Origin of the sequence: Virgibacillus sp. Bac332, assembly GCF_003667785.1 — a bacterium.
In the GTDB taxonomy this organism is placed as follows: Bacteria; Bacillota; Bacilli; order Bacillales; family Amphibacillaceae; genus Virgibacillus; species Virgibacillus salarius.
On record NZ_CP033046.1, the window covers coordinates 3053998 to 3072887 of the forward strand.

An 18890-nucleotide genomic window follows, 5' to 3' on the forward strand; every position below is an offset into this window, starting at 1 on the left:
ATTTTCATGTAAAAGTCAATGTCTTATAAAGTTTGTAATTTATACTAAATACTGGAGGGATACGCTTGAAAACATGGCAAACAAAGGAAGAACTTACGAATCTGTTATGCTCACTCGTCAATTATCAAAGTGTAACTGGATCTTCAGCAGAGATTGCTTTAGCAGAGTATATGTATCATTTGTTAGAACAAAACCAATATTTTCAAACAAATCCTTCGTATTTAAAGCTTCATGGTTTGGATGATGGCAGAAGGTTACTGACGGCCTTTGTTAAGAGTAAAAATGAAACTGACAAAACGATAATCTTGTTAAGTCACTTTGATGTTGTGGATGTTGAAGATTTTGGATCACTACAAAACCTTGCATTTCATCCAAAAGCATTGACAAAAGAATTGTATAAACAAAAGGAACGATTATCTAAAGCGGTTCAGCAAGATATGGAGACTGGAGACTGGTTGTTTGGAAGAGGCACAATGGATATGAAGGCAGGTTTAACAGTACACCTTTCTATGCTCGAGAAAGCAATTGACGGTGAGTTTGATGGTAATATACTATTACTTACTGTTCCGGATGAAGAAGTCAATTCAAAAGGAATGTTAACAGCTTTACCTATACTCCATGAATGGAAGGAAAAGCAGAAGCTAACATATCTGGCATGTTTAAACGGTGAGCCAATGTTTAGCAAATATCCTGGCGATGAAGCTTATTATGTATATACTGGTTCAATTGGAAAAATATTACCGGGATTTTATTGTTACGGTAAAGAGTCGCATGTGGGAGAACCTTTTTCAGGCGTTAATCCTAATTTAATGATTAGTTTCTTGTCACAACAGCTAGAGCTTGATGAAGCTTTTATAGAAAGAATTGGTGATGAAGTAACGCCTCCACCAGTTAGTCTGATGCAACGAGATTTAAAAGAGAATTATTCCGTAAAGACCCCTCAATCAGCAATTGCCATGTATAATGTCTTATATATGAAACAATCCTTACATGATATAAATTTAAAATTGCTTCAAGGTGCGATGGACGCTGCCCAAAATATAGAGCACTATATCCAGGAAAAAGCGGATCATTTCTCTGAAATTGCCACCGATTTTACCATGCCGCTAATTAAAGTTAATGTAATGATGTATGAAGAATTATATCAGGAAGCTGTCAAACGTTATGGACAAGCAGAGATTAATCGTAGGCAGAATTTATTGGTTAGTCAACGCACAGAGGAAGATAGGGATTTTTCTACATTACTTGTCCAGGATTTAGCATCTATGTGTAAAGATTTAGCTCCAATGATCATTTTATTCTATTGTCCACCGTTTTACCCAGCAGTTTCTTCAGGAACAGATCCATACATTCAGCAAGTGATGAAGGAAATTACGACGTATACGAAAGAGAAATATCAAATTAACTTAACTGTATCGGAGTTTTTTACTGGTCTGTCAGATTTAAGCTTCGTTGGACCTCCTTCAACGCTAGGAAGTTTAAAAAACTATACGTCTAATATGCCATTACAAAATAATGGTTTTGAAATTCCGGAAGATGTCATGGAACAATTAACGATGCCTGTTTTAAATATAGGTCCGTTAGGAAAAGATCCTCATCAATGGACAGAGCGACTAGAGATCACGTATAGTTTTGAGTATTTGCCGAAAATAGTAGAAAGAGCAATACATCGTTTGTTTTGTAACTGAATAAATTGAGATGCGTATGATCAATCCGTCGAGGTACCGAAAGAGTTTATCCAAAATGATAGTAATTAATCGACAATGTGGGTGTGACAAGGTAAAATAGATTAAAAATGAATGATCATTCATTTTGGAGGAATGTAAGTATGAAAGTAATGGATAAAACGATTAGTCAAATAACGGTACCCACCCCTTTTGCAGTAGGTGATGTTCATATCTATCTGTTAAAAGGCGATTTGCTTTCTATCATAGATGCAGGTGTAAAGACAAAGGAAGCTTGGGAGACACTCAAAGAACAACTAAAGCGAATGGGTTATTTTCCAAAAGACATTGAACAAGTGATTTTAACGCACCATCATCCTGATCATATAGGATTAATTGATCAGTTTCCCAGAGCAGAGCGTATAATTGCACATGCTAATGTGGATCCATGGATCCAACGTGATGAATTATATCTTCAGCATTATAAGCAATTTTTTGAGAAGTATTTTTCGCTTTCTGGCATACCAGAAACATTTCTTCCGTATTTAAATAAATTGAGTGCGCCATTAAATTATGTAGGAAAAGGTGAACTAACCCGTTTTATAGATGAAGGAGATGAACTTCCTGGTCATCCAGGTTGGCAAGTGATTGATACGAAAGGTCATGCGCAAAGTCATCTTTCTTTTTTACGTAAAACCGATCGGCTACTAGTTGGGGGAGATCATATATTAGAGCATATTTCTTCTAATCCACTTATGGAACCACCATCACCGGGCGAGTCGATCGAATTTAGACCAAAGCCTATGCTTCAATATCGCCGTAATTTACAAAAATGTATTGATTTGCGAGTGGACTGTGTGTTACCAGGACATGGTCAGGTGGTACAAAAACCTAAGAGCTTAATCGAAAACAGACTAAAAAAACAGCAGGAAAGAGCAGATAAGGTCTTTGATTTATTAATAACTCAGCCGCAAACACCGTTTCAATTATGCACACAAATATTTCCAAGGCAATTCAAAAATCAAATCGATCTCACGATGTCTGAAACAATTGGCCAATTAGATTATTTAGAGAACGAGGGACGTATTACTAAAAAAACGGAGGATGGAAAGCTTATTTATTATGCAAACTAAGATATCAGGTAAAAAGATTATCATTACTGGAGCTTCAAGTGGCATTGGAGAGAGGCTAACATGGCACATTGCGAAAAATGGTGGTATACCAATTATATTGGCTCGTTCTATAAATAAATTAGAAAAGATCAAGGAGCAGATAGAGAAACAATTTTCTGTAGAATGCTATGTTTATAAGGTGGACTTAGGGCATCGTAAAGACCGTACACAAGTGATAGCCAATATCTTAACTGAACATCAAAAAATCCAAGGTCTAATAAATAATGCGGGAATAGGAATTTTTGAAGATGTCATGCACATGAATGAAGAAGATATTGAGCGAATGTTTCAATTAAATGTTCATGCGCTAATCCAAATAACAAAGCAGATACTTCCTTATTTTGCTACACTTGAAGGAGAAGCACACATCATTAATATCGCTTCACAAGCTGGAAAGCTTGCTACGCCAAAGGCAGCGATCTATAGTGCAACCAAGCATGCAGTATTGGGTTTTACTAATGGGCTTCGACAAGAATTAACGGATAGTAAAATAGAAGTAACTGCCGTAAATTTAGGACCTGTTCAAACTAATTTTTTTCTTTCTGCAGATCCAGATGGAACCTATCAAAAGAACGTTCAAAAATATATGCTTGATCCAGATCAGGTGGCACAAAAAATCATTCGTTATTTGTTTGTAAAGAAACGAGAAATCAATTTACCATGGTGGATGGATGCAGGAAGCAGATTATATCAGGTGCTTCCTGGACCTATGGAACGAGTATTAAAAAAGCAGTTTGCCAAAAAATAATTGAGGGTTGACGTAAAGATGAAGAACAATGAAATTGAGCTTAATATATCGCAAAAAGCAAAAGACAAATTAGCAGAGTTAGAGAAGCAACACGATCCTTATTTGTTATTTTGGTATGATATAGAAGGCTGTGGCTGTGGTGTGAACGGAATTCCGACGTTACGCTTTACAGATCAACAGAAAACCAACTATCAACAAATAAAAAACAAAGATTTTACGGTATATGTTGAAAACCAACAAGCCATATTTTTTGCGAAAAAGATGAGGTTAGATTATAACAAAGGAATGTTTCGTCTATCGAGTCCTGAAGGAATTCTTAATCTGTTTATTTCCCCAGAGGACATTATTAAATAAAGGAAAGCTTTATTCACCTTTTCAAAGGTCGATACAAAGGAATTTTAGATAAAGAAAGAGGTTGGGACAAAACACAACTTCTTTACTCAAAATACGAATAATCATGTTATCATCGCCGCACCGTGAAACTATAATCGTTTTCCGCGGGCAAGGCCTCAGCTAACTTGGTAAAGAAAAACACGTTACCACGTGAATCTTCAGACTCGTGCAGTTCCCGCCAGAGTCTCGCTTATTTCAGGTGCTAAATGAATTGTTCTGATCAATAAACGAACGATAATTAAGTTAAACCTAATTATCGTTCGTTTTCAATTATTTCTTCATTCTTTTGTCTCAGCTTCTTTTATCATACTCTAAGAAATTATAGAGTTTGCCCATACGGATAATTATGGGCGTGTTGAGCCGATTCCAGCTCCAGCGCCCAGGAAGGCGACCGCCCTAATCTAAGTCATCATCGGCTCGCCAGCACACCGTGAATTCCTTTATCTCCGTTGACTCGCTCCAGTCGCTACGTTTCTATTTAGGCGCTTGCGCTTTTGTTTCTATTGATCCACATACAACAGCAGTAAGACCCTACAGATTGAAGTTTCACTTTATTTGAAATGGTGAGGCTCCCTATCGAAAGGAAGACATCCAATGGGTCCATGAATCCTAACAGATGACAGGTGGGTGGACACGTCTACGTAACTAGTACGAGTGTTTTTAACTCTATTTGCTAACACGAACCAAGGAAACCTCTTATCTATGTGCTTGATAAGTAACTGGTTTAGTGATTTTTTTTAGGTTATGATACGTATCATCCTGTAATTCTTTGTTAAAGTCGCCGTTGATATTTTCTTTTAATTGATCAATTGAGCTAGCTCCGAAAACTACACTAGCAACAGCCGGATGCTTTAGTATATAGCGGAAAGATAGCTCATTTTTATTAGAGCTAAGTTTGGTTAGCTCGTCATTTATAGATTGTAATTCTTTATAGGAATAATCTAAATATCCTGTTTCTCCTTTAGCGGCGATTTGCTTCGCTGCTTGATTACTTAATATTCCTTTTGCTAATGGACCACGAGCTAGAACGCTAATGTTATTTTCATCTAAAAGGTCAAGTATTTCTTCTTCTGGTCGGCGATCCAATAAATTGTATTGCATCATTATACCATCCATTGCAGAGCGTTTTACATATTCTCGAATAACGTTTGGGCGAATAGAAGATATACCGTATGCTCGGATTAAACCTTCTTTTTTAAGTATTTCAAAAGCTTCTATTGTTTCATCAATTGGATCGTCAATTGTCCCACCATGTAGCATATAAAAATCGATATAGTCCGTATTCAAGCGTTTTAGACTGGCTTTAACACCTTGTTGGATGTGTTCTTTCGAAGGGTCCCAATACCATTTTCTCGTCTCTCTATTAAAATGATTTCCGACTTTTGTTGTAAGCACTACATCTTCTCGTCTGTGTTTAATAGCCGATCCAACAATTTCTTCATTATCTCCAAAATCATATAAATCAGCTGTATCTAAATGATTGATTCCATGCTCTAATGCCATATCAATCATGCTTTTTGCTTTAGCAGTGTCTTTTCCAAGTGACATACACCCCAGCGTAAGTTGAGAAATATATATGTCTGAACTTCCAATCTGATTTTTTTTCATTTTAGCTAGCCTCCATTCCAATGTTTATGGTATATGTTTATTGTAAATTGAAGTAATTGGTAAAACAATTAATTGAAATGACCGCAGTATAAATATGCTAGAATAGAAACAGAAATTTGGTTGAAGGGTGATAGTAATGAAGAAATTTGAAGAAAAGACAATTAGTTCGGAAGTTATTTATGATGGGAAAGTTGTACATTTAAAAGTGGATGATGTTGTATTGCCTGACGGTAAGACGGCAAAACGTGAAATCATAGATCATCCTGGTGCTGTGGCAATAATACCAATAACGAAGGATAATAAAATTGTATTTGTTGAACAATATCGTAAGCCACTAGAAAAATCGTTAATTGAGATACCAGCAGGAAAGTTAGAAGTTGGAGAAGATCCCGAAGAAACAGCGATTAGAGAATTAGAAGAAGAGACAGGCTACACAACGAAAGATCTTTCTTTTGTTACTTCCTTTTATACTTCGCCAGGGTTTGCGAATGAACGAATGTATATTTATATCACAGATACGTTAGAGTTAGTTGATCAACCAATAGCGGGCGATGAAGATGAATTTATTAGTATTAGAAAGTTAACACTTGAAGAAGCAAAGCAACTAGTGGAACAGGAAGAGATTCATGATGCCAAAACAAATTACGCAATCTTATATTTACATGCACTGGGGATGAAATAATTGCTTAAGCCGTATTTTTCTGATTTACACATTCATATTGGCCGAGATAAGTACGATCATCCCGTCAAAATTACCGCTTCAAAAAATTTAACGCTAACGAGTGTGTTAGAGGAATCCAGTCGTAATAAAGGTATGGATTTAATAGGTGTTATAGATTGTCAGGCGCCCGCTGTACAACAGGAGATTATGGAATTAATTGAAGAAGGCAAAGCATATGAATTGGTTGATGGAGGCATTCGGTTTGAAAAAGTTACTTTAATTCTCGGTTCAGAAATCGAAGTCTATGATGAAGCTTGTCAGGGCCCGATTCATGTACTTTGTTATTTTCCAACCTTGCAATACATGCAACAATTTTCTGCATGGCTACGTCAGCGAATGAAGAACATTGGTCTAAGTTCTCAGAGGTATTACGGTACAGGAAAAGAGCTGCAATATAAAGTAAAGCAGCTAAAAGGAATATTTATTCCAGCTCATGTGTTTACGCCATTTAAAAGCTTGTATGGGAAAGGTGTGGAGCAAACATTATCAGAGGTATTTGATCGTGATTTGATTGATGGAATAGAATTAGGTCTAAGTTCGGATACTCATATGGCAGATCAAATTCAAGAACTACATGATTATACGTTTCTTTCTAACTCTGATGCACACTCCTTAGCAAAAATAGCAAGAGAATATCAAATAATATGTATGATGGAGCCTTCATTTAACGAATTGTATTTGGCACTGCACCAACAGCAGAACAGAAAAATTGCCCATAACTACGGTATGAATCCGCGACTAGGTAAATATCATAAAACGGTGTGTAATCAATGCTTTTCGGTCGTTTCGTTAAATGTTCAAAACTGTCCTCATTGTTTTTCGAACAAACTTATTAAAGGTGTGTCGGATAGAATCTTAGAATTAAAAGACATAAGTGCTCCTACTAATGATAGGCCACCATATACGTACCAAGCTCCATTAGAGTATCTTCCTAAATTGGGAAAGAGAACGTATGAAAAACTGTTAACTGCGTTTGATACGGAAATGCAAGTGATTCATCACGCAACTTTCGAGGAATTAACCTCGGTGATTCCAAGCGATTTAGCTCATGCAATTATTCAGATGCGTCAAGGCAAGCTAAAGATTATCGAAGGCGGTGGAGGTAGATACGGTACGATTAAATTAACCTAAATTCATCTAGTAGGATAATAGAAAACTTGGTATTTTTAATTGGAATTCTTCATAGTTTTTAGTATAGCAGTATATTGAATGGAGGATTCCAATGTACAAAAATAAAACACTTCTAACGACTCATGTAAAAGAACATGCCACGATTTATCTTTTTATGGTTATTTTATTTCTAACAGGGATTATATTTGGAGCTATCCTCGTTAATAGTATGAATTTTATTCAAAAACAGGATCTATTCTTTTATTTAGAACGATTTTTTGGACAAATTGCTGATAATCAAGAAATGGAACGCATGGATATTTTTAAAAGTAGCTTCTTGTACCATACTAAATATTTGCTACTATTATTTATATTAGGACTTTCAGTAATTGGCTTGCCATTGGTTTGGGTGTTAATTTTTATTAAAGGGCTTGTAGTGGGATTTTCTGTAGGGTTTATTGTCAATCAGCTTGGTTTTGATGGATTATTATTGGCGGCACTGTCGATTGCACCACAAAATATGTTAATTATTCCTATTTATATTACCGCCGGAAGTTTATCCATGATTTTCTCATTGACCTTATTGAGTAAATTATTTACAAGAAAAATGGCACAACCTGTATTCCAGCCATTTGGTAAATATGTAACATTATTTTCATTTCTAGTCGCCTTCTCTTGTATAGCTGCTTTACTAGAATCTTTTGTTTCCAATGAAGCAATGCAAATGTTAATCCGATCATTTTACTAATAATCAAACTTAAACTATAATTATTATAAATATAAAATAATAATATTTTATTTTGACACACTTTTAATCGGTGCATATAATAAAGGTGGGATATGAGGGAGGGAACCTGTCATGGAACATCGAATTGATCGGATAAAAAAACAACTGCATTCGCAAAGCTATAAGCTTACTCCTCAACGAGAAGCGACTGTTAGAGTCTTGCTGGAAAGGGAAGACGATCATTTAAGTGCAGAAGATGTATACCTGCTTGTTAAGGAAAAAGCTCCAGAAATTGGTTTAGCTACAGTATATCGTACATTAGAATTATTATCAGAACTAAAGATTGTGGATAAAATAAATTTTGGTGATGGTGTATCACGCTATGATCTTCGTAAAGAAGGAGCTAAACATTTTCATCATCATTTGGTATGTACGGAATGTGGTTCAGTAGAAGAAATCGAAGATGATTTACTCGAAGATGTGGAGAAAATTGTTCAAAATGAATGGGGATTTCAAGTAAAAGACCATCGTTTAACTTTTCATGGCATCTGTAAACAATGTCAGGCTGTTACTATGAACGCTTCTAGTTAGCTAGTTACCATGCAAGTTTTGCTAGTTAGCGTTTCCAATACTTACTAGCAGCCTTTTTTTATTTAAAAGAAAATAATTTACAAACCAAGTTAAAAGCGGTACATTGTAATTACAGATTTTTTCCCATTTGAATGATAGTATTATGTATATTGTTCTTCTTTTCTGGCATATCTTTTAATAGGATATATTATGATTAGAGGAGCACAATAAATGAAAAGAATACTGTGGGATATGGTAAAGGTGTTCGTCATCTTTATTGCGTGTACATTTTTATTTTATTTTGGTTTACGAATAATGCATGCAGAATATGAACAATATCATCGATATGATCCACCAGAGGGACCAGCAGTAAAAGTATTTAATGAAGAACCAACTTTTTTTGATCGATTGAACTTATTTTTCCGGCTAGGAGAGTAAAAGATGATTTCAGATATTGCAGAGGATTTTTATCACTATTTATTAATTGAAAGAGGATTATCAGATAATACATTAACTTCTTATCGACGTGACTTAACAGCATATATAGATTTTATTAAAACCTCTGTAAACAAAGCTAACTGGGAACAAGTTACAAGAAATGATATTACCAATTTTCTTTATGTGTTAAAAGACGATGGGAAATCCTCTGCGACAATTGCGCGTCATATTTCATCTATTCGTGCATTTCATCAATTTTTAATTCGGGAGCAAGTCGTAACACATGATGCTAGCTTACATATTGAAACACCTAAGAAGGAACGAAAGCTTCCAGATGTATTATCGATCCAAGAAATAGAAGCATTATTAAGTTTACCTTCAGATACTGCATTACATATACGTAATAAAGCAATGTTAGAACTACTATATGCTACAGGTCTTCGAGTAAGTGAAATGATCCATTTAAAAATATCTGATCTTCATTTAACCATGGGGTTTGTACAGTGCTTTGGAAAAGGAGCGAAGGAACGGATCGTTCCTCTAGGTAATGTTGCTATCCAGGCAGTGGAAAACTATTTGCAGCAAGCCCGCGGTAAGTTAATTAAACGCCAAGGAGATAGTAATATTTTATTTGTCAATCAGCACGGTAAACCGTTGACACGCCAAGGATTTTGGAAAATATTAAAAAAAGCAGCGCTTGAAGCAGGAATTCATAAGAAAATTACACCGCATACATTAAGGCATTCATTTGCAACTCATTTACTTGAGAATGGTGCAGATTTGCGTTTAGTTCAAGAAATGCTTGGACATGTTGATATATCTACAACCCAAATTTATACACATGTTACGAAAGCTAGATTAAAAGATATATATATGAACTATCATCCAAGAGCATAGCTTTTTATTTTTTTAAGTCGTCTGACATCCTACAACGAATTATAGACATACTTCATGGCTATCGTGGGAATATAATATTTAGGAGCATTCCTGTAATGAAGAAATTTGAGGGTTGAACAAAAAAGAGCCCCCTTGGTATAGTACAGGGTGTCAATGCGCATTGACCCCGAAATTAATAAATACCAAGGAGAGGTCTCACTATGAATTATAATCAAAATCACAAACTATCGCAAATCACACCAGAAACATTAATTGTAGGAATCGACATCGCTAAAAACAAACACGTGGCACGTGCGCAGGATGACCGAGGGTTTGAATTTGGAAAACGACTGATCTTCGACAATCGCGTTCATGGCTTTGAACAGCTTTTAAACTGGGTCTCCAGACTTCAAAAAGAACACCGTAAAAGTGAATTAATCATCGGTGCAGAGCCAACAGGACACTTTTGGCTGAGCCTTGCTTATTATCTGAAAGCAAAAGATATTAACTTTGTGCTGGTAAACCCTATGCACGTGAAAAAGTCCAAAGAACTCGATGATAACTCACCAACGAAAAATGACACCAAGGATGCGCGTGTCATTGCACAGCTGATAAAAGACGGACGATACTCCGTACCAAATCTTCTCGATGGCATTTATGCCGAACTGCGGGAAGGGATCAAATTACGAGATCAACTCGTCAAACAGCTGATTATCATTGAAGGACGCATTCAAAACCATATTCAGCGATATTTCCCAGAGTTTAATGATGTATTCAAAGACTGGGAAGGCAAGACAGCTTTATTCAGCTTACGTAACTTTCCGTTTCCATCCGACCTCCGAGGCGTGACTCCGGAGGAAGTATTAGCACAATGGAAAACGACAATTAAGCGAGGCGTCGGAATCAAGCGTGCAACTCAGTTCATTGAGAAGGCAAGGAAGAGTGTCGGCATTGAAGTTGGATTGCGTTTCGCAAGAAAAGAAATACACAGTCTCTTAGACCAATACGAGCTCTATCAGAGCCAATTAACCGAACTGGACATGGAAATTACAGATCTCATGAAAGACATTCCAGGCGCCCAGGAAATGATGAATATTAAAGGGCTGGGGTCAATCACCATAGCCACCTTTCTCTCTGAGGTCGGAGACCTCAAAAAATATGACCATCCACAACAGCTGGTCAATATGGCAGGTTTGTCGTTACGAGAACATAGTTCAGGGAAGTTCAAGGGACAAACAAGGATAACAAAACGAGGGCGGAAAAAGCTGAGAAAAGCTTTATATCTGGCCGTTAGGCCATTAGTAGCCAGTAACTCGACGTTCAAGACCCTGCACAGATATTACACGACCCGATCCGTCAACCCGTTGAAGAAACAACAGTCATTGATTGCAATGTGCGGCAAATTACTACGTGTACTGTTTGTGATTGGCAGAAAACAATGTGAATTTGAAGGTAGCAAGCTATTACAAGGTTTAACTCAAATGAAAGAATTGCAGGCAGTTTAAGCTATTTCAAAGTAGTTGAAAAAATGCATCTAAGTTTTGGAATGAACAAACACCAATAATGCAGAGTCGGAGATTATTTATTCCATTCGGGCACCAGACCCAGCATAGGAGCTTTTTCCGACCTCCACCTTGTGGATACGCAGGACGAAGGAATGTATGGATTAAAATCCCGTGATACATGGGAGGGTGAGCGACCATAAGCGGTGTGGAGAATGAGGGCATGGTTATATCCCTTTTCAACCAAATGTACACAATTTGGCTGTTAGGATGGATAAAACCCGGTTAGAATATTCTGTACTCTGATTAAACGCTTTATCCATCAATACATTCAATGAAATGGTGCTTGATTAATTCTAAGAAAACAAGAGTATTTTGAAGATAATTAAAGTATATAGAGGGAGGGATATACCATGAAAAATTTCAAGCGTGTATTTTTAATTGTATTGGACTCAGTGGGAATTGGAGAAGCATCTGATGCTGATAAATTTAATGATAAAGGCGCTGATACACTTGGCCATATTGCGTCGCATATGAAAGGTCTACATATGCCAAATATGGGAAGGTTGGGTTTAAGCAATATTCGACCAATTGCAGGAATTGATAAAGCGGATTCACCGAAAGCACATTATACAAAGATGCAGGAAGCCTCCAACGGAAAAGATACGATGACTGGTCATTGGGAAATTATGGGCTTGCATATCGAACAGCCTTTCAGAACGTTCCCTGAAGGATTCCCTGAAGAATTAATTGAAGAGCTAGAGGAAAAGGCTGGGCGGAAAGTTATTGGTAATAAACCAGCTTCAGGTACAGAAATCATTAAAGAATTAGGCGCTGAGCATATGGAAACAGGCTCCTTAATTGTATATACCTCTGCTGACTCTGTATTGCAAATAGCTGCCCATGAGGATGTTATTCCCATTGAAGAGCAATATCGTATATGCGAAATTGCGAGAGAACTAACGTTAGATGAGAAGTATATGGTCGGTCGGGTGATTGCTCGCCCATTTATTGGGAAACCAGGGGCGTTTGAGAGGACCTCTAATCGACATGATTATGCACTCAAACCTTTTGGGAAAACTGTCATGAATGAATTAGAAGAAAATAATTATGATGTTATTGCTCTAGGGAAGATTTCAGATATTTATGATGGTGAGGGAGTCACTGAAGCGATTCGAACGGAGGATAACGATGATGGGATGACACAGTTAGTTGCATCAATGAAGATGGATTTTACTGGAATTAGCTTCTTAAATTTAGTTGACTTTGATGCAAAATATGGTCATCGTAGAGATCCTCAAGGTTATGGAGAAGCGTTGGAGGCCTACGATGCTAGACTGCCTGAAGTTCTTGCAGAAATGAAGGATGATGATTTATTAATTATTACAGCTGATCATGGAAATGACCCTATACATCACGGTACGGACCATACTCGGGAATTTGTTCCTTTGTTGGTACATCATAAAGGTATTGTCGAAGGAAAAGAATTACCATTACGTCAGACATTTGCAGATATAGGAGCTACAATTGCTGATAATTTTGAGGTGAACATGCCTACGTATGGAATAAGCTTTCTAAAGGATATTAAACCTAAGGGGGATTTATAAAATGAATTATAGCGCAGTTCGAGAAGCAAGTGAATTTTTGCAGCAGAAGCTAGATAAGAAACCAGAGATTGGTTTGATTCTTGGCTCTGGACTAGGAGTACTGGCAGAGGAAATAGAAAGCCCAATTACTATTCCATATAAGGATATTCCTGATTTTCCAGAATCCACTGTTGCTGGTCATAAGGGACAGCTAGTTGCGGGAACATTAAAAGGAAAGCAAGTTATTGCCATGCAAGGACGTTTTCACTATTATGAGGGTTACACAATGCAACAAGTAACTTTTCCAGTTCGGGTAATGAAAGAACTAGGTATTGAATCTATTATTGTTACAAACGCAGCTGGCGGTATAAATGAAGATTTCAAGCCTGGTGATTTGATGTTAATTTCCGATCATATCAATAATATGGGAGATAGTCCGCTCATTGGTAAGAATGATGAACATTTAGGAGTCCGTTTTCCAGATATGTCCAATGTCTATGATAAATCGCTAATTGCACACGCGGAGGCATGCGCAAAAGACATTCAATTACATGTACAAAAAGGTGTATATGTAGGAAATACTGGCCCAGCTTATGAAACACCAGCAGAAGTACGTATGCTTCGTACGTTAGGTGGGGATGCAGTCGGTATGTCTACGGTTCCTGAAGTGACTGTAGCTGGACATGCAGGTATTCGTGTGTTAGGAATCTCTTGTATTTCTAACATGGCTGCGGGAATCTTAGATCAGCCTTTAACGCATCATGAAGTAATAGAAACAACAGAGCAAGTAAGAGAATCCTTCTTAACATTTGTGAAAAAAGTAATAGAAACATTACCCCAAAATGATTAAAAGGTGATAAAAAATGAGAATGTATGACATTATTGAGAAAAAACGCAATGGTCAAGCCTTAACAACAGAAGAAATTAACTATTTTATAGATGGCTATACCAATGGTAACATTCCAGATTATCAGGCTAGTGCATTGTTAATGGCTATTTATTTTCAAGATATGACGGATGATGAACGTGCGCAAATTACCAAAGCGATGGTAGAATCTGGCGATCAAATCGATTTATCTGAAATTGATGGGATTAAAGTAGATAAGCATTCAACTGGTGGTGTTGGTGATACGACTACATTAATTTTAGCACCATTGGTGGCCTCTTTAGGCGTCCCAGTTGCTAAAATGAGTGGAAGGGGCTTAGGTCACACTGGTGGAACAATTGATAAACTAGAAGCCGTTCCTGGATTTCATGTAGAAATAACTAACGATGAATTTATTGAGCTTGTCAATAAAAACAAGGTAGCTGTAGTGGGCCAATCTGGGAACTTAACTCCTGCTGACAAAAAATTATATGGATTAAGAGACGTTACTGCAACAGTCAATTCAATACCACTAATTGCTAGCTCCATCATGAGTAAGAAAATTGCTTCAGGCGCTGATGCCATCGTTCTAGATGTAAAAACTGGCGCAGGTGCCTTTATGAAAGAACTAAATGATGCCAAGGCATTAGCAAAAGCAATGGTAACCATTGGAAATAAAGTTGGAAGAAATACGATGGCAGTAATTTCTGACATGAGCCAGCCGTTAGGAAATGCAATTGGTAATGCACTAGAAATTAATGAGGCTATTGACACATTACAAGGCAAAGGGCCAAAAGATCTTACGGAGCTTTGTTTAACATTAGGAAGTCAAATGGTTGTTTTAGCTGAGAAAGCCGAAACCCTAGAAGAAGCCAGAGCAAAACTTCAAGAAAATCTGCATAATGGTAAGGCATTAAATCAATTCAAAACATTTCTATCTTCACAAGGTGGAGATGCAACAGTTGTAGATCAGCCACATTTGCTGCCTCAAGCTTCCTTTAAAGTAGACCTGCCGGCCAAAAAGGGAGGAACAGTTGCCGAAATCATTGCTGATGATATTGGTACTGCAGCAATGATGTTAGGTGCTGGAAGAGCTACAAAAGAATCAGAAATTGACCTTGCTGTTGGACTAGTATTGCATAAAAAAATTGGAGACAAGGTTGAAGCTGGTGAGTCTTTATTAACCATTCATTCCAATTCTGAAAATGTAGATGAAGTGAAAGAAAAACTATATGCAAGCATAACCATTTCTGAAGAGATAATAGATGCACCTACGTTAATATATGACACAGTTACTAAATAAAATAATTTGCCGCTAAATTAATAGATCTAAACATGTAATCTCTCTGTTTGTAAATGTGACGAACAGAGAGATTTTATTTGAGTATAGGAAATTATAAAATTAGCGCATGTGGATCAATATGGACGAGCTGCGTTCAGCACCAGCCTTCAGAAACGAGGCGACTTCACGAATCGCCCTAATCTAAGTCATCATCGGCTCGCAAGCACACCGTTATTCCTTTATCTCCATTGACTCGCTCCAGTCGCTACGCTTCTAGACGGGCGCTTCCGCTTTTGTTCTTGTTACAGTGATCATTTTTAACGATCTTTACTCATGAATAAACGTATATTGGGAACTGCAATTGGTTATGCTGAATGTATATAGTTTATTTTAGGTAGACAGGATCCTAACGCTCGAATTAACAATACACTTACCGAGAAAGGACGGCCTGTAAAAAACGAATTGTTTGTTTACAGAATATCTGTAAATAGACGTTTGGCATAAAGGTTTCTGAACATCGATCTTTTCATGTTCAAGACTTAGCGTTTGCTACCTTTGTTCGCATGATTTCAGAAGTGAAAATAAGATAACTTCCTTCTGAAAAAGGATTCACTTTATTGGAGGGTATAAGGATGAAAAGAGGTCTTTTGGTTGTTAGTATGGTTATCACGTTGTTAATTCATCTAAGCTCACCTGTTTTTGCAGAGGAAGCGGGTTCTGACACGGAAAAGCTTGCAGAGAATACTAAATCGGCAATTCTAATGGAGAGAGACACAGGTGAGGTTTTATTCGATAAAAATGCACATGAGAAATTACCACCTGCAAGTATGACGAAAATAATGACATTGCTTTTAATTATGGAGGCTCTGGATGAGGGAAAATTAAAACTGGATGAAACGGTACGCGTTAGTGATCGCGCTGCGTCTATGGGAGGTTCTCAAATTTTCTTAGAATCAGGAGAAGAAATGAGTGTGCAGGATTTACTTAAGGGCGTAGCTGTAGCATCTGGAAATGATGCTAGTGTAGCACTAGCTGAAAGAATTGCTGGTAGCGAAAAAGCATTTGTCAAAAAGATGAATGATAAGGTCAAGGAATTAGATTTAAAGGACACGAAATTTCAAAATGCAACTGGTTTACCTGCCGAGGATCATTATAGTACATCTTATGATATGTCAATAATGGCAAAGGAATTATTAAAGTATGAATCCATTACAGACTATACATCCATTTATGAAGATTATTTACGTAAGGGGCAGGATAATGAATTTTGGCTTGTTAATACAAATAAACTAGTGAAATTCTATCCAGGTGTTGATGGCCTAAAAACTGGTTATACAAATGAAGCGAAGTATTGTCTGACGGCTACAGCTGAAAAAGAGGAAATGCGAGTCATTGCCGTTGTTATGGGGGCAAAAACAACAAAAGAACGGAACGCTGCTGTTTCAGGAATGTTGGATTTTGCATTTAATCATTATCAAACCAATAAATTATTTGAGAAGGGCGATAAAATAACCGATCTTAAGCTGTTGAAGGCTGATAAAACAATAACAGATGTTGTGGCATCCGAATCTATTAGTACACTTCATAAAAAAGGTGAATCAATGGACGATATAGCAACCGAAGTTAACGTTCACCATGCATTATCTCTGCCGATTTTTAGAGGGGATAAAGTAGGCGAGTTAATAGTTAAAAATGGAGATGAAATTATCTCTCGAACAGATTTAACGATCAAAGAAACAATAGATGAAGCATCGTACTTTACTTTGTTAAAGAGAACCTTGCAAAGAATGGCGAAAAATGAATAAAACATACTATTTTAACCGAATAAGTTCTTCTTTTGTCATGTAGCAGGAATCGACCCATCAAATCAAGAAATGAAATAAATACAGTTTTTGTATAAAAAGGAGGAAAGACTATGGGTCTTAGTTCAACATTTGCTATTAAAGAAGATGTCTTGATCGTCAGACTCTCTGGTGAATTAGATCATCATGAAGCAGAGTTATTACGAAATGAGTGGAAAGAGATTATGTACAAAAATGATGTAAAGCATGTGTTATTAAATCTTGAAGCAATGACTTTTATGGATAGCTCAGGGTTAGGTGTTGTGTTAGGCAGATATAAGGAAGTATTACAACTTGGTGGAGAAATGGTCGTATGTTCTATTTCTCCGCCGGTTAAACGTTTATTTGAAATGTCAGGATTATTTAAAATTGTTCGTCTTGAGGAGAATGAAGCATTTGCATTAGAGACTTTGGGGGTGGCATCATGAAAAATGAAATGGCAGTGCAATTTGCTAGTATTAGCGAAAATGAATCATTTGCTAGAGTTACCGTCGCTGCTTTTGTCAGTCAGGTTGACCCAACGATGGACGAGCTAACAGAAATAAAAACTGTAGTTTCTGAAGCTGTCACAAACTGCATCATTCATGGTTATAATAATGAAGCACATCATCAAGTATATATTACCTGTGCATTAATAGATGGTGAAGTGGAATTAACGATAAAGGACGAGGGAATTGGAATTAGCGATGTGGACGAGGCGCGCCAGCCGCTTTATACTTCCAAGCCAGAATTAGAAAGATCGGGGATGGGCTTTACGATTATTGAGAATTTTATGGATACTGTTGAGGTCATATCCATACCTGATAAAGGAACAACCGTACACATGACTAAGCAGCTTACGAAAAGCAAAACGGTGTGTTCATAGTGAAAGGTTCTGCCTATGAATGTTAACGTAAAAGGTGATAACAGAAACGAGACCTTGACGGATGAAGAAGTAAAAGGACTAATCGACAAAAGTCAAAAGGGAGATAAAGCAGCACGAGATATATTAGTAGAAAAAAATATCCGTCTCGTATGGTCCGTTGTACAACGATTTATAAATAGAGGATATGACCCCGATGATTTATTTCAAATTGGAAGTATTGGTTTAATAAAATCAATAGATAAGTTTGATCTTTCGTATGATGTACGCTTTTCAACTTATGCAGTACCAATGATAATCGGTGAAATCCAACGGTTTATTCGAGATGACGGTACTGTCAAAGTTAGTCGTTCTCTTAAAGAGACAGGTAATAGAATCCGTAAAAAGAAAGATGAATTAACAAAACAACTAGGCAGATCACCAACCGTGAACGAGATTGCAGATGCGTTAGAAATTTCTTCTGAAGATGTTGTTCACGCTCAAGAAGCTGGAAAATCACCACAGTCTATTCATGAAACAGTATTTGAAAATGATGGAGATCCAATTACTCTACTAGATCAAATATCAGATCAGGATTCAAAATGGTTCGAAAAACTAACCCTGCAAGAAGCTATTAGGGGGTTGAGTGAAAGAGAAAGATTAATTGTTTACTTGAGATATTATAAAGATCAGACACAATCAGAAGTAGCAGATCGACTTGGGATATCGCAAGTTCAAGTATCTAGGCTGGAGAAAAAGATTTTACATGAGATGAAAGTAAATATTGATTCATAAAATGGAAAAACATTCGTAAGTACGAAAATACAGAAAAAATAATGCTGTTTATCTCTACAAGTTCAAAAGAAATTAATATTTGTAAAAACCGAACGATAATCCGATTATACGAAGTTAATATCCGGATATTAGTTCGGTTTTTATCGTTTAT

General features: G+C 36.8%; 19 protein-coding genes. 18 read left to right on the top strand and 1 reads right to left on the bottom strand.

All coding sequences use genetic code 11. From position 1 onward, the window contains the following. The first annotated feature begins 65 nt into the window (after positions 1-65). From D9782_RS14525 to D9782_RS14540, 4 genes are all read left to right on the top strand, one after another. A complete protein-coding gene (locus D9782_RS14525; protein ID WP_121605073.1) occupies positions 66-1688 on the top strand; it encodes a M20/M25/M40 family metallo-hydrolase in 1623 nt (540 codons plus the stop codon). 140 nt (positions 1689-1828) lie between these two features. Then, complete coding sequence (locus D9782_RS14530) at positions 1829-2797, top strand: MBL fold metallo-hydrolase (protein WP_026681081.1); 969 nt, start codon at positions 1829-1831, stop codon at positions 2795-2797. After that, positions 2787-3584 (top strand): SDR family NAD(P)-dependent oxidoreductase, encoded by a 798-nt coding sequence (locus D9782_RS14535; protein WP_121605890.1) that lies wholly within the window; start codon positions 2787-2789, stop codon positions 3582-3584. Before D9782_RS14530 ends, D9782_RS14535 begins: the two co-directional genes overlap by 11 nt. Positions 3585-3602: 18 nt before the next feature. Beyond that, a complete protein-coding gene (locus D9782_RS14540; RefSeq protein ID WP_226983510.1) occupies positions 3603-3938 on the top strand; it encodes an iron-sulfur cluster biosynthesis family protein in 336 nt (111 codons plus the stop codon). A 735-nt stretch (positions 3939-4673) separates the two neighbouring features. Here the strand turns inward: D9782_RS14540 and D9782_RS14545 are convergent. Then, positions 4674-5585 carry an aldo/keto reductase gene (locus D9782_RS14545; RefSeq protein WP_121605074.1) on the bottom strand — a complete coding sequence of 304 codons (912 nt, stop codon included), beginning with the start codon at positions 5583-5585 and terminating at the stop codon, positions 4674-4676. A 136-nt stretch (positions 5586-5721) separates the two neighbouring features. Between D9782_RS14545 and D9782_RS14550 the strand changes: the two genes are divergently transcribed. The 14 genes from D9782_RS14550 (at position 5722) to sigF (ending at position 18739) form a co-directional block, all read left to right on the top strand. Beyond that, complete coding sequence (locus D9782_RS14550) at positions 5722-6267, top strand: NUDIX hydrolase (protein ID WP_026681077.1); 546 nt, start codon at positions 5722-5724, stop codon at positions 6265-6267. Beyond that, positions 6268-7437: an endonuclease Q family protein gene (locus tag D9782_RS14555; RefSeq protein ID WP_121605075.1), complete on the top strand. Its 1170-nt coding sequence runs from the start codon at positions 6268-6270 to the stop codon at positions 7435-7437. It begins immediately after the preceding gene. A gap of 91 nt (positions 7438-7528) precedes the next feature. Then, the gene (gene spoIIM / locus D9782_RS14560) at positions 7529-8164 is read left to right on the top strand and encodes a stage II sporulation protein M (RefSeq protein WP_026681075.1); all 636 of its coding nucleotides are present in this window, start codon (positions 7529-7531) and stop codon (positions 8162-8164) included. Between the two features lie 111 nt (positions 8165-8275). Continuing rightward, a complete protein-coding gene (locus D9782_RS14565) occupies positions 8276-8734 on the top strand; it encodes a ferric iron uptake transcriptional regulator (protein WP_026681074.1) in 459 nt (152 codons plus the stop codon). A gap of 210 nt (positions 8735-8944) precedes the next feature. Beyond that, positions 8945-9151: a YqzK family protein gene (locus D9782_RS14570; protein WP_026681073.1), complete on the top strand. Its 207-nt coding sequence runs from the start codon at positions 8945-8947 to the stop codon at positions 9149-9151. Positions 9152-9154: 3 nt separating this feature from the next. Beyond that, positions 9155-10048 carry a site-specific tyrosine recombinase XerD gene (gene xerD / locus D9782_RS14575; RefSeq protein WP_026681072.1) on the top strand — a complete coding sequence of 298 codons (894 nt, stop codon included), beginning with the start codon at positions 9155-9157 and terminating at the stop codon, positions 10046-10048. Positions 10049-10248: 200 nt separating this feature from the next. After that, on the top strand, positions 10249-11532 hold the full coding sequence (locus D9782_RS14580; RefSeq protein ID WP_121604937.1) for an IS110 family RNA-guided transposase: 1284 nt from the start codon (positions 10249-10251) through the stop codon (positions 11530-11532). 410 nt (positions 11533-11942) lie between these two features. Next, positions 11943-13136 (top strand): phosphopentomutase, encoded by a 1194-nt coding sequence (gene deoB / locus D9782_RS14585; protein WP_121605076.1) that lies wholly within the window; start codon positions 11943-11945, stop codon positions 13134-13136. Between the two features lies 1 nt (position 13137). Continuing rightward, entirely contained in the window at positions 13138-13965 is an 828-nt protein-coding gene (locus tag D9782_RS14590) for a purine-nucleoside phosphorylase (protein ID WP_026681070.1), read from the top strand. Positions 13966-13978: 13 nt separating this feature from the next. Continuing rightward, on the top strand, positions 13979-15283 hold the full coding sequence (locus D9782_RS14595) for a pyrimidine-nucleoside phosphorylase (protein WP_026681069.1): 1305 nt from the start codon (positions 13979-13981) through the stop codon (positions 15281-15283). Positions 15284-15894: 611 nt separating this feature from the next. After that, positions 15895-17067 carry a D-alanyl-D-alanine carboxypeptidase family protein gene (locus D9782_RS14600; RefSeq protein ID WP_121605077.1) on the top strand — a complete coding sequence of 391 codons (1173 nt, stop codon included), beginning with the start codon at positions 15895-15897 and terminating at the stop codon, positions 17065-17067. A gap of 110 nt (positions 17068-17177) precedes the next feature. Then, the gene (spoIIAA, locus tag D9782_RS14605; RefSeq protein WP_026681067.1) at positions 17178-17531 is read left to right on the top strand and encodes an anti-sigma F factor antagonist; all 354 of its coding nucleotides are present in this window, start codon (positions 17178-17180) and stop codon (positions 17529-17531) included. Next, on the top strand, positions 17528-17968 hold the full coding sequence (gene spoIIAB, locus D9782_RS14610; protein ID WP_026681066.1) for an anti-sigma F factor: 441 nt from the start codon (positions 17528-17530) through the stop codon (positions 17966-17968). Before spoIIAA ends, spoIIAB begins: the two co-directional genes overlap by 4 nt. A 15-nt stretch (positions 17969-17983) precedes the next feature. Continuing rightward, the gene (gene sigF / locus D9782_RS14615; RefSeq protein ID WP_026681065.1) at positions 17984-18739 is read left to right on the top strand and encodes an RNA polymerase sporulation sigma factor SigF; all 756 of its coding nucleotides are present in this window, start codon (positions 17984-17986) and stop codon (positions 18737-18739) included. Positions 18740-18890: the final 151 nt, after the last annotated feature.

What these genes read in the sequence shown, in the direction of transcription:
- D9782_RS14530 (WP_026681081.1), top strand. Translation starts at nt 1,829, where the DNA reads ATGAAAGTAATGGATAAAACGATTAGTCAAATAACGGTACCCACCCCT.
- D9782_RS14535 (WP_121605890.1), top strand. Translation starts at nt 2,787, where the DNA reads ATGCAAACTAAGATATCAGGTAAAAAGATTATCATTACTGGAGCTTCA.
- D9782_RS14540 (WP_226983510.1), top strand. Translation starts at nt 3,603, where the DNA reads ATGAAGAACAATGAAATTGAGCTTAATATATCGCAAAAAGCAAAAGAC.
- D9782_RS14545 (WP_121605074.1), bottom strand. Translation starts at nt 5,585, where the DNA reads ATGAAAAAAAATCAGATTGGAAGTTCAGACATATATATTTCTCAACTT.
- D9782_RS14550 (WP_026681077.1), top strand. Translation starts at nt 5,722, where the DNA reads ATGAAGAAATTTGAAGAAAAGACAATTAGTTCGGAAGTTATTTATGAT.
- spoIIM (WP_026681075.1), top strand. Translation starts at nt 7,529, where the DNA reads ATGTACAAAAATAAAACACTTCTAACGACTCATGTAAAAGAACATGCC.
- D9782_RS14565 (WP_026681074.1), top strand. Translation starts at nt 8,276, where the DNA reads ATGGAACATCGAATTGATCGGATAAAAAAACAACTGCATTCGCAAAGC.
- D9782_RS14570 (WP_026681073.1), top strand. Translation starts at nt 8,945, where the DNA reads ATGAAAAGAATACTGTGGGATATGGTAAAGGTGTTCGTCATCTTTATT.
- xerD (WP_026681072.1), top strand. Translation starts at nt 9,155, where the DNA reads ATGATTTCAGATATTGCAGAGGATTTTTATCACTATTTATTAATTGAA.
- D9782_RS14580 (WP_121604937.1), top strand. Translation starts at nt 10,249, where the DNA reads ATGAATTATAATCAAAATCACAAACTATCGCAAATCACACCAGAAACA.
- deoB (WP_121605076.1), top strand. Translation starts at nt 11,943, where the DNA reads ATGAAAAATTTCAAGCGTGTATTTTTAATTGTATTGGACTCAGTGGGA.
- D9782_RS14590 (WP_026681070.1), top strand. Translation starts at nt 13,138, where the DNA reads ATGAATTATAGCGCAGTTCGAGAAGCAAGTGAATTTTTGCAGCAGAAG.
- D9782_RS14595 (WP_026681069.1), top strand. Translation starts at nt 13,979, where the DNA reads ATGAGAATGTATGACATTATTGAGAAAAAACGCAATGGTCAAGCCTTA.
- D9782_RS14600 (WP_121605077.1), top strand. Translation starts at nt 15,895, where the DNA reads ATGAAAAGAGGTCTTTTGGTTGTTAGTATGGTTATCACGTTGTTAATT.
- spoIIAA (WP_026681067.1), top strand. Translation starts at nt 17,178, where the DNA reads ATGGGTCTTAGTTCAACATTTGCTATTAAAGAAGATGTCTTGATCGTC.
- spoIIAB (WP_026681066.1), top strand. Translation starts at nt 17,528, where the DNA reads ATGAAAAATGAAATGGCAGTGCAATTTGCTAGTATTAGCGAAAATGAA.
- sigF (WP_026681065.1), top strand. Translation starts at nt 17,984, where the DNA reads ATGAATGTTAACGTAAAAGGTGATAACAGAAACGAGACCTTGACGGAT.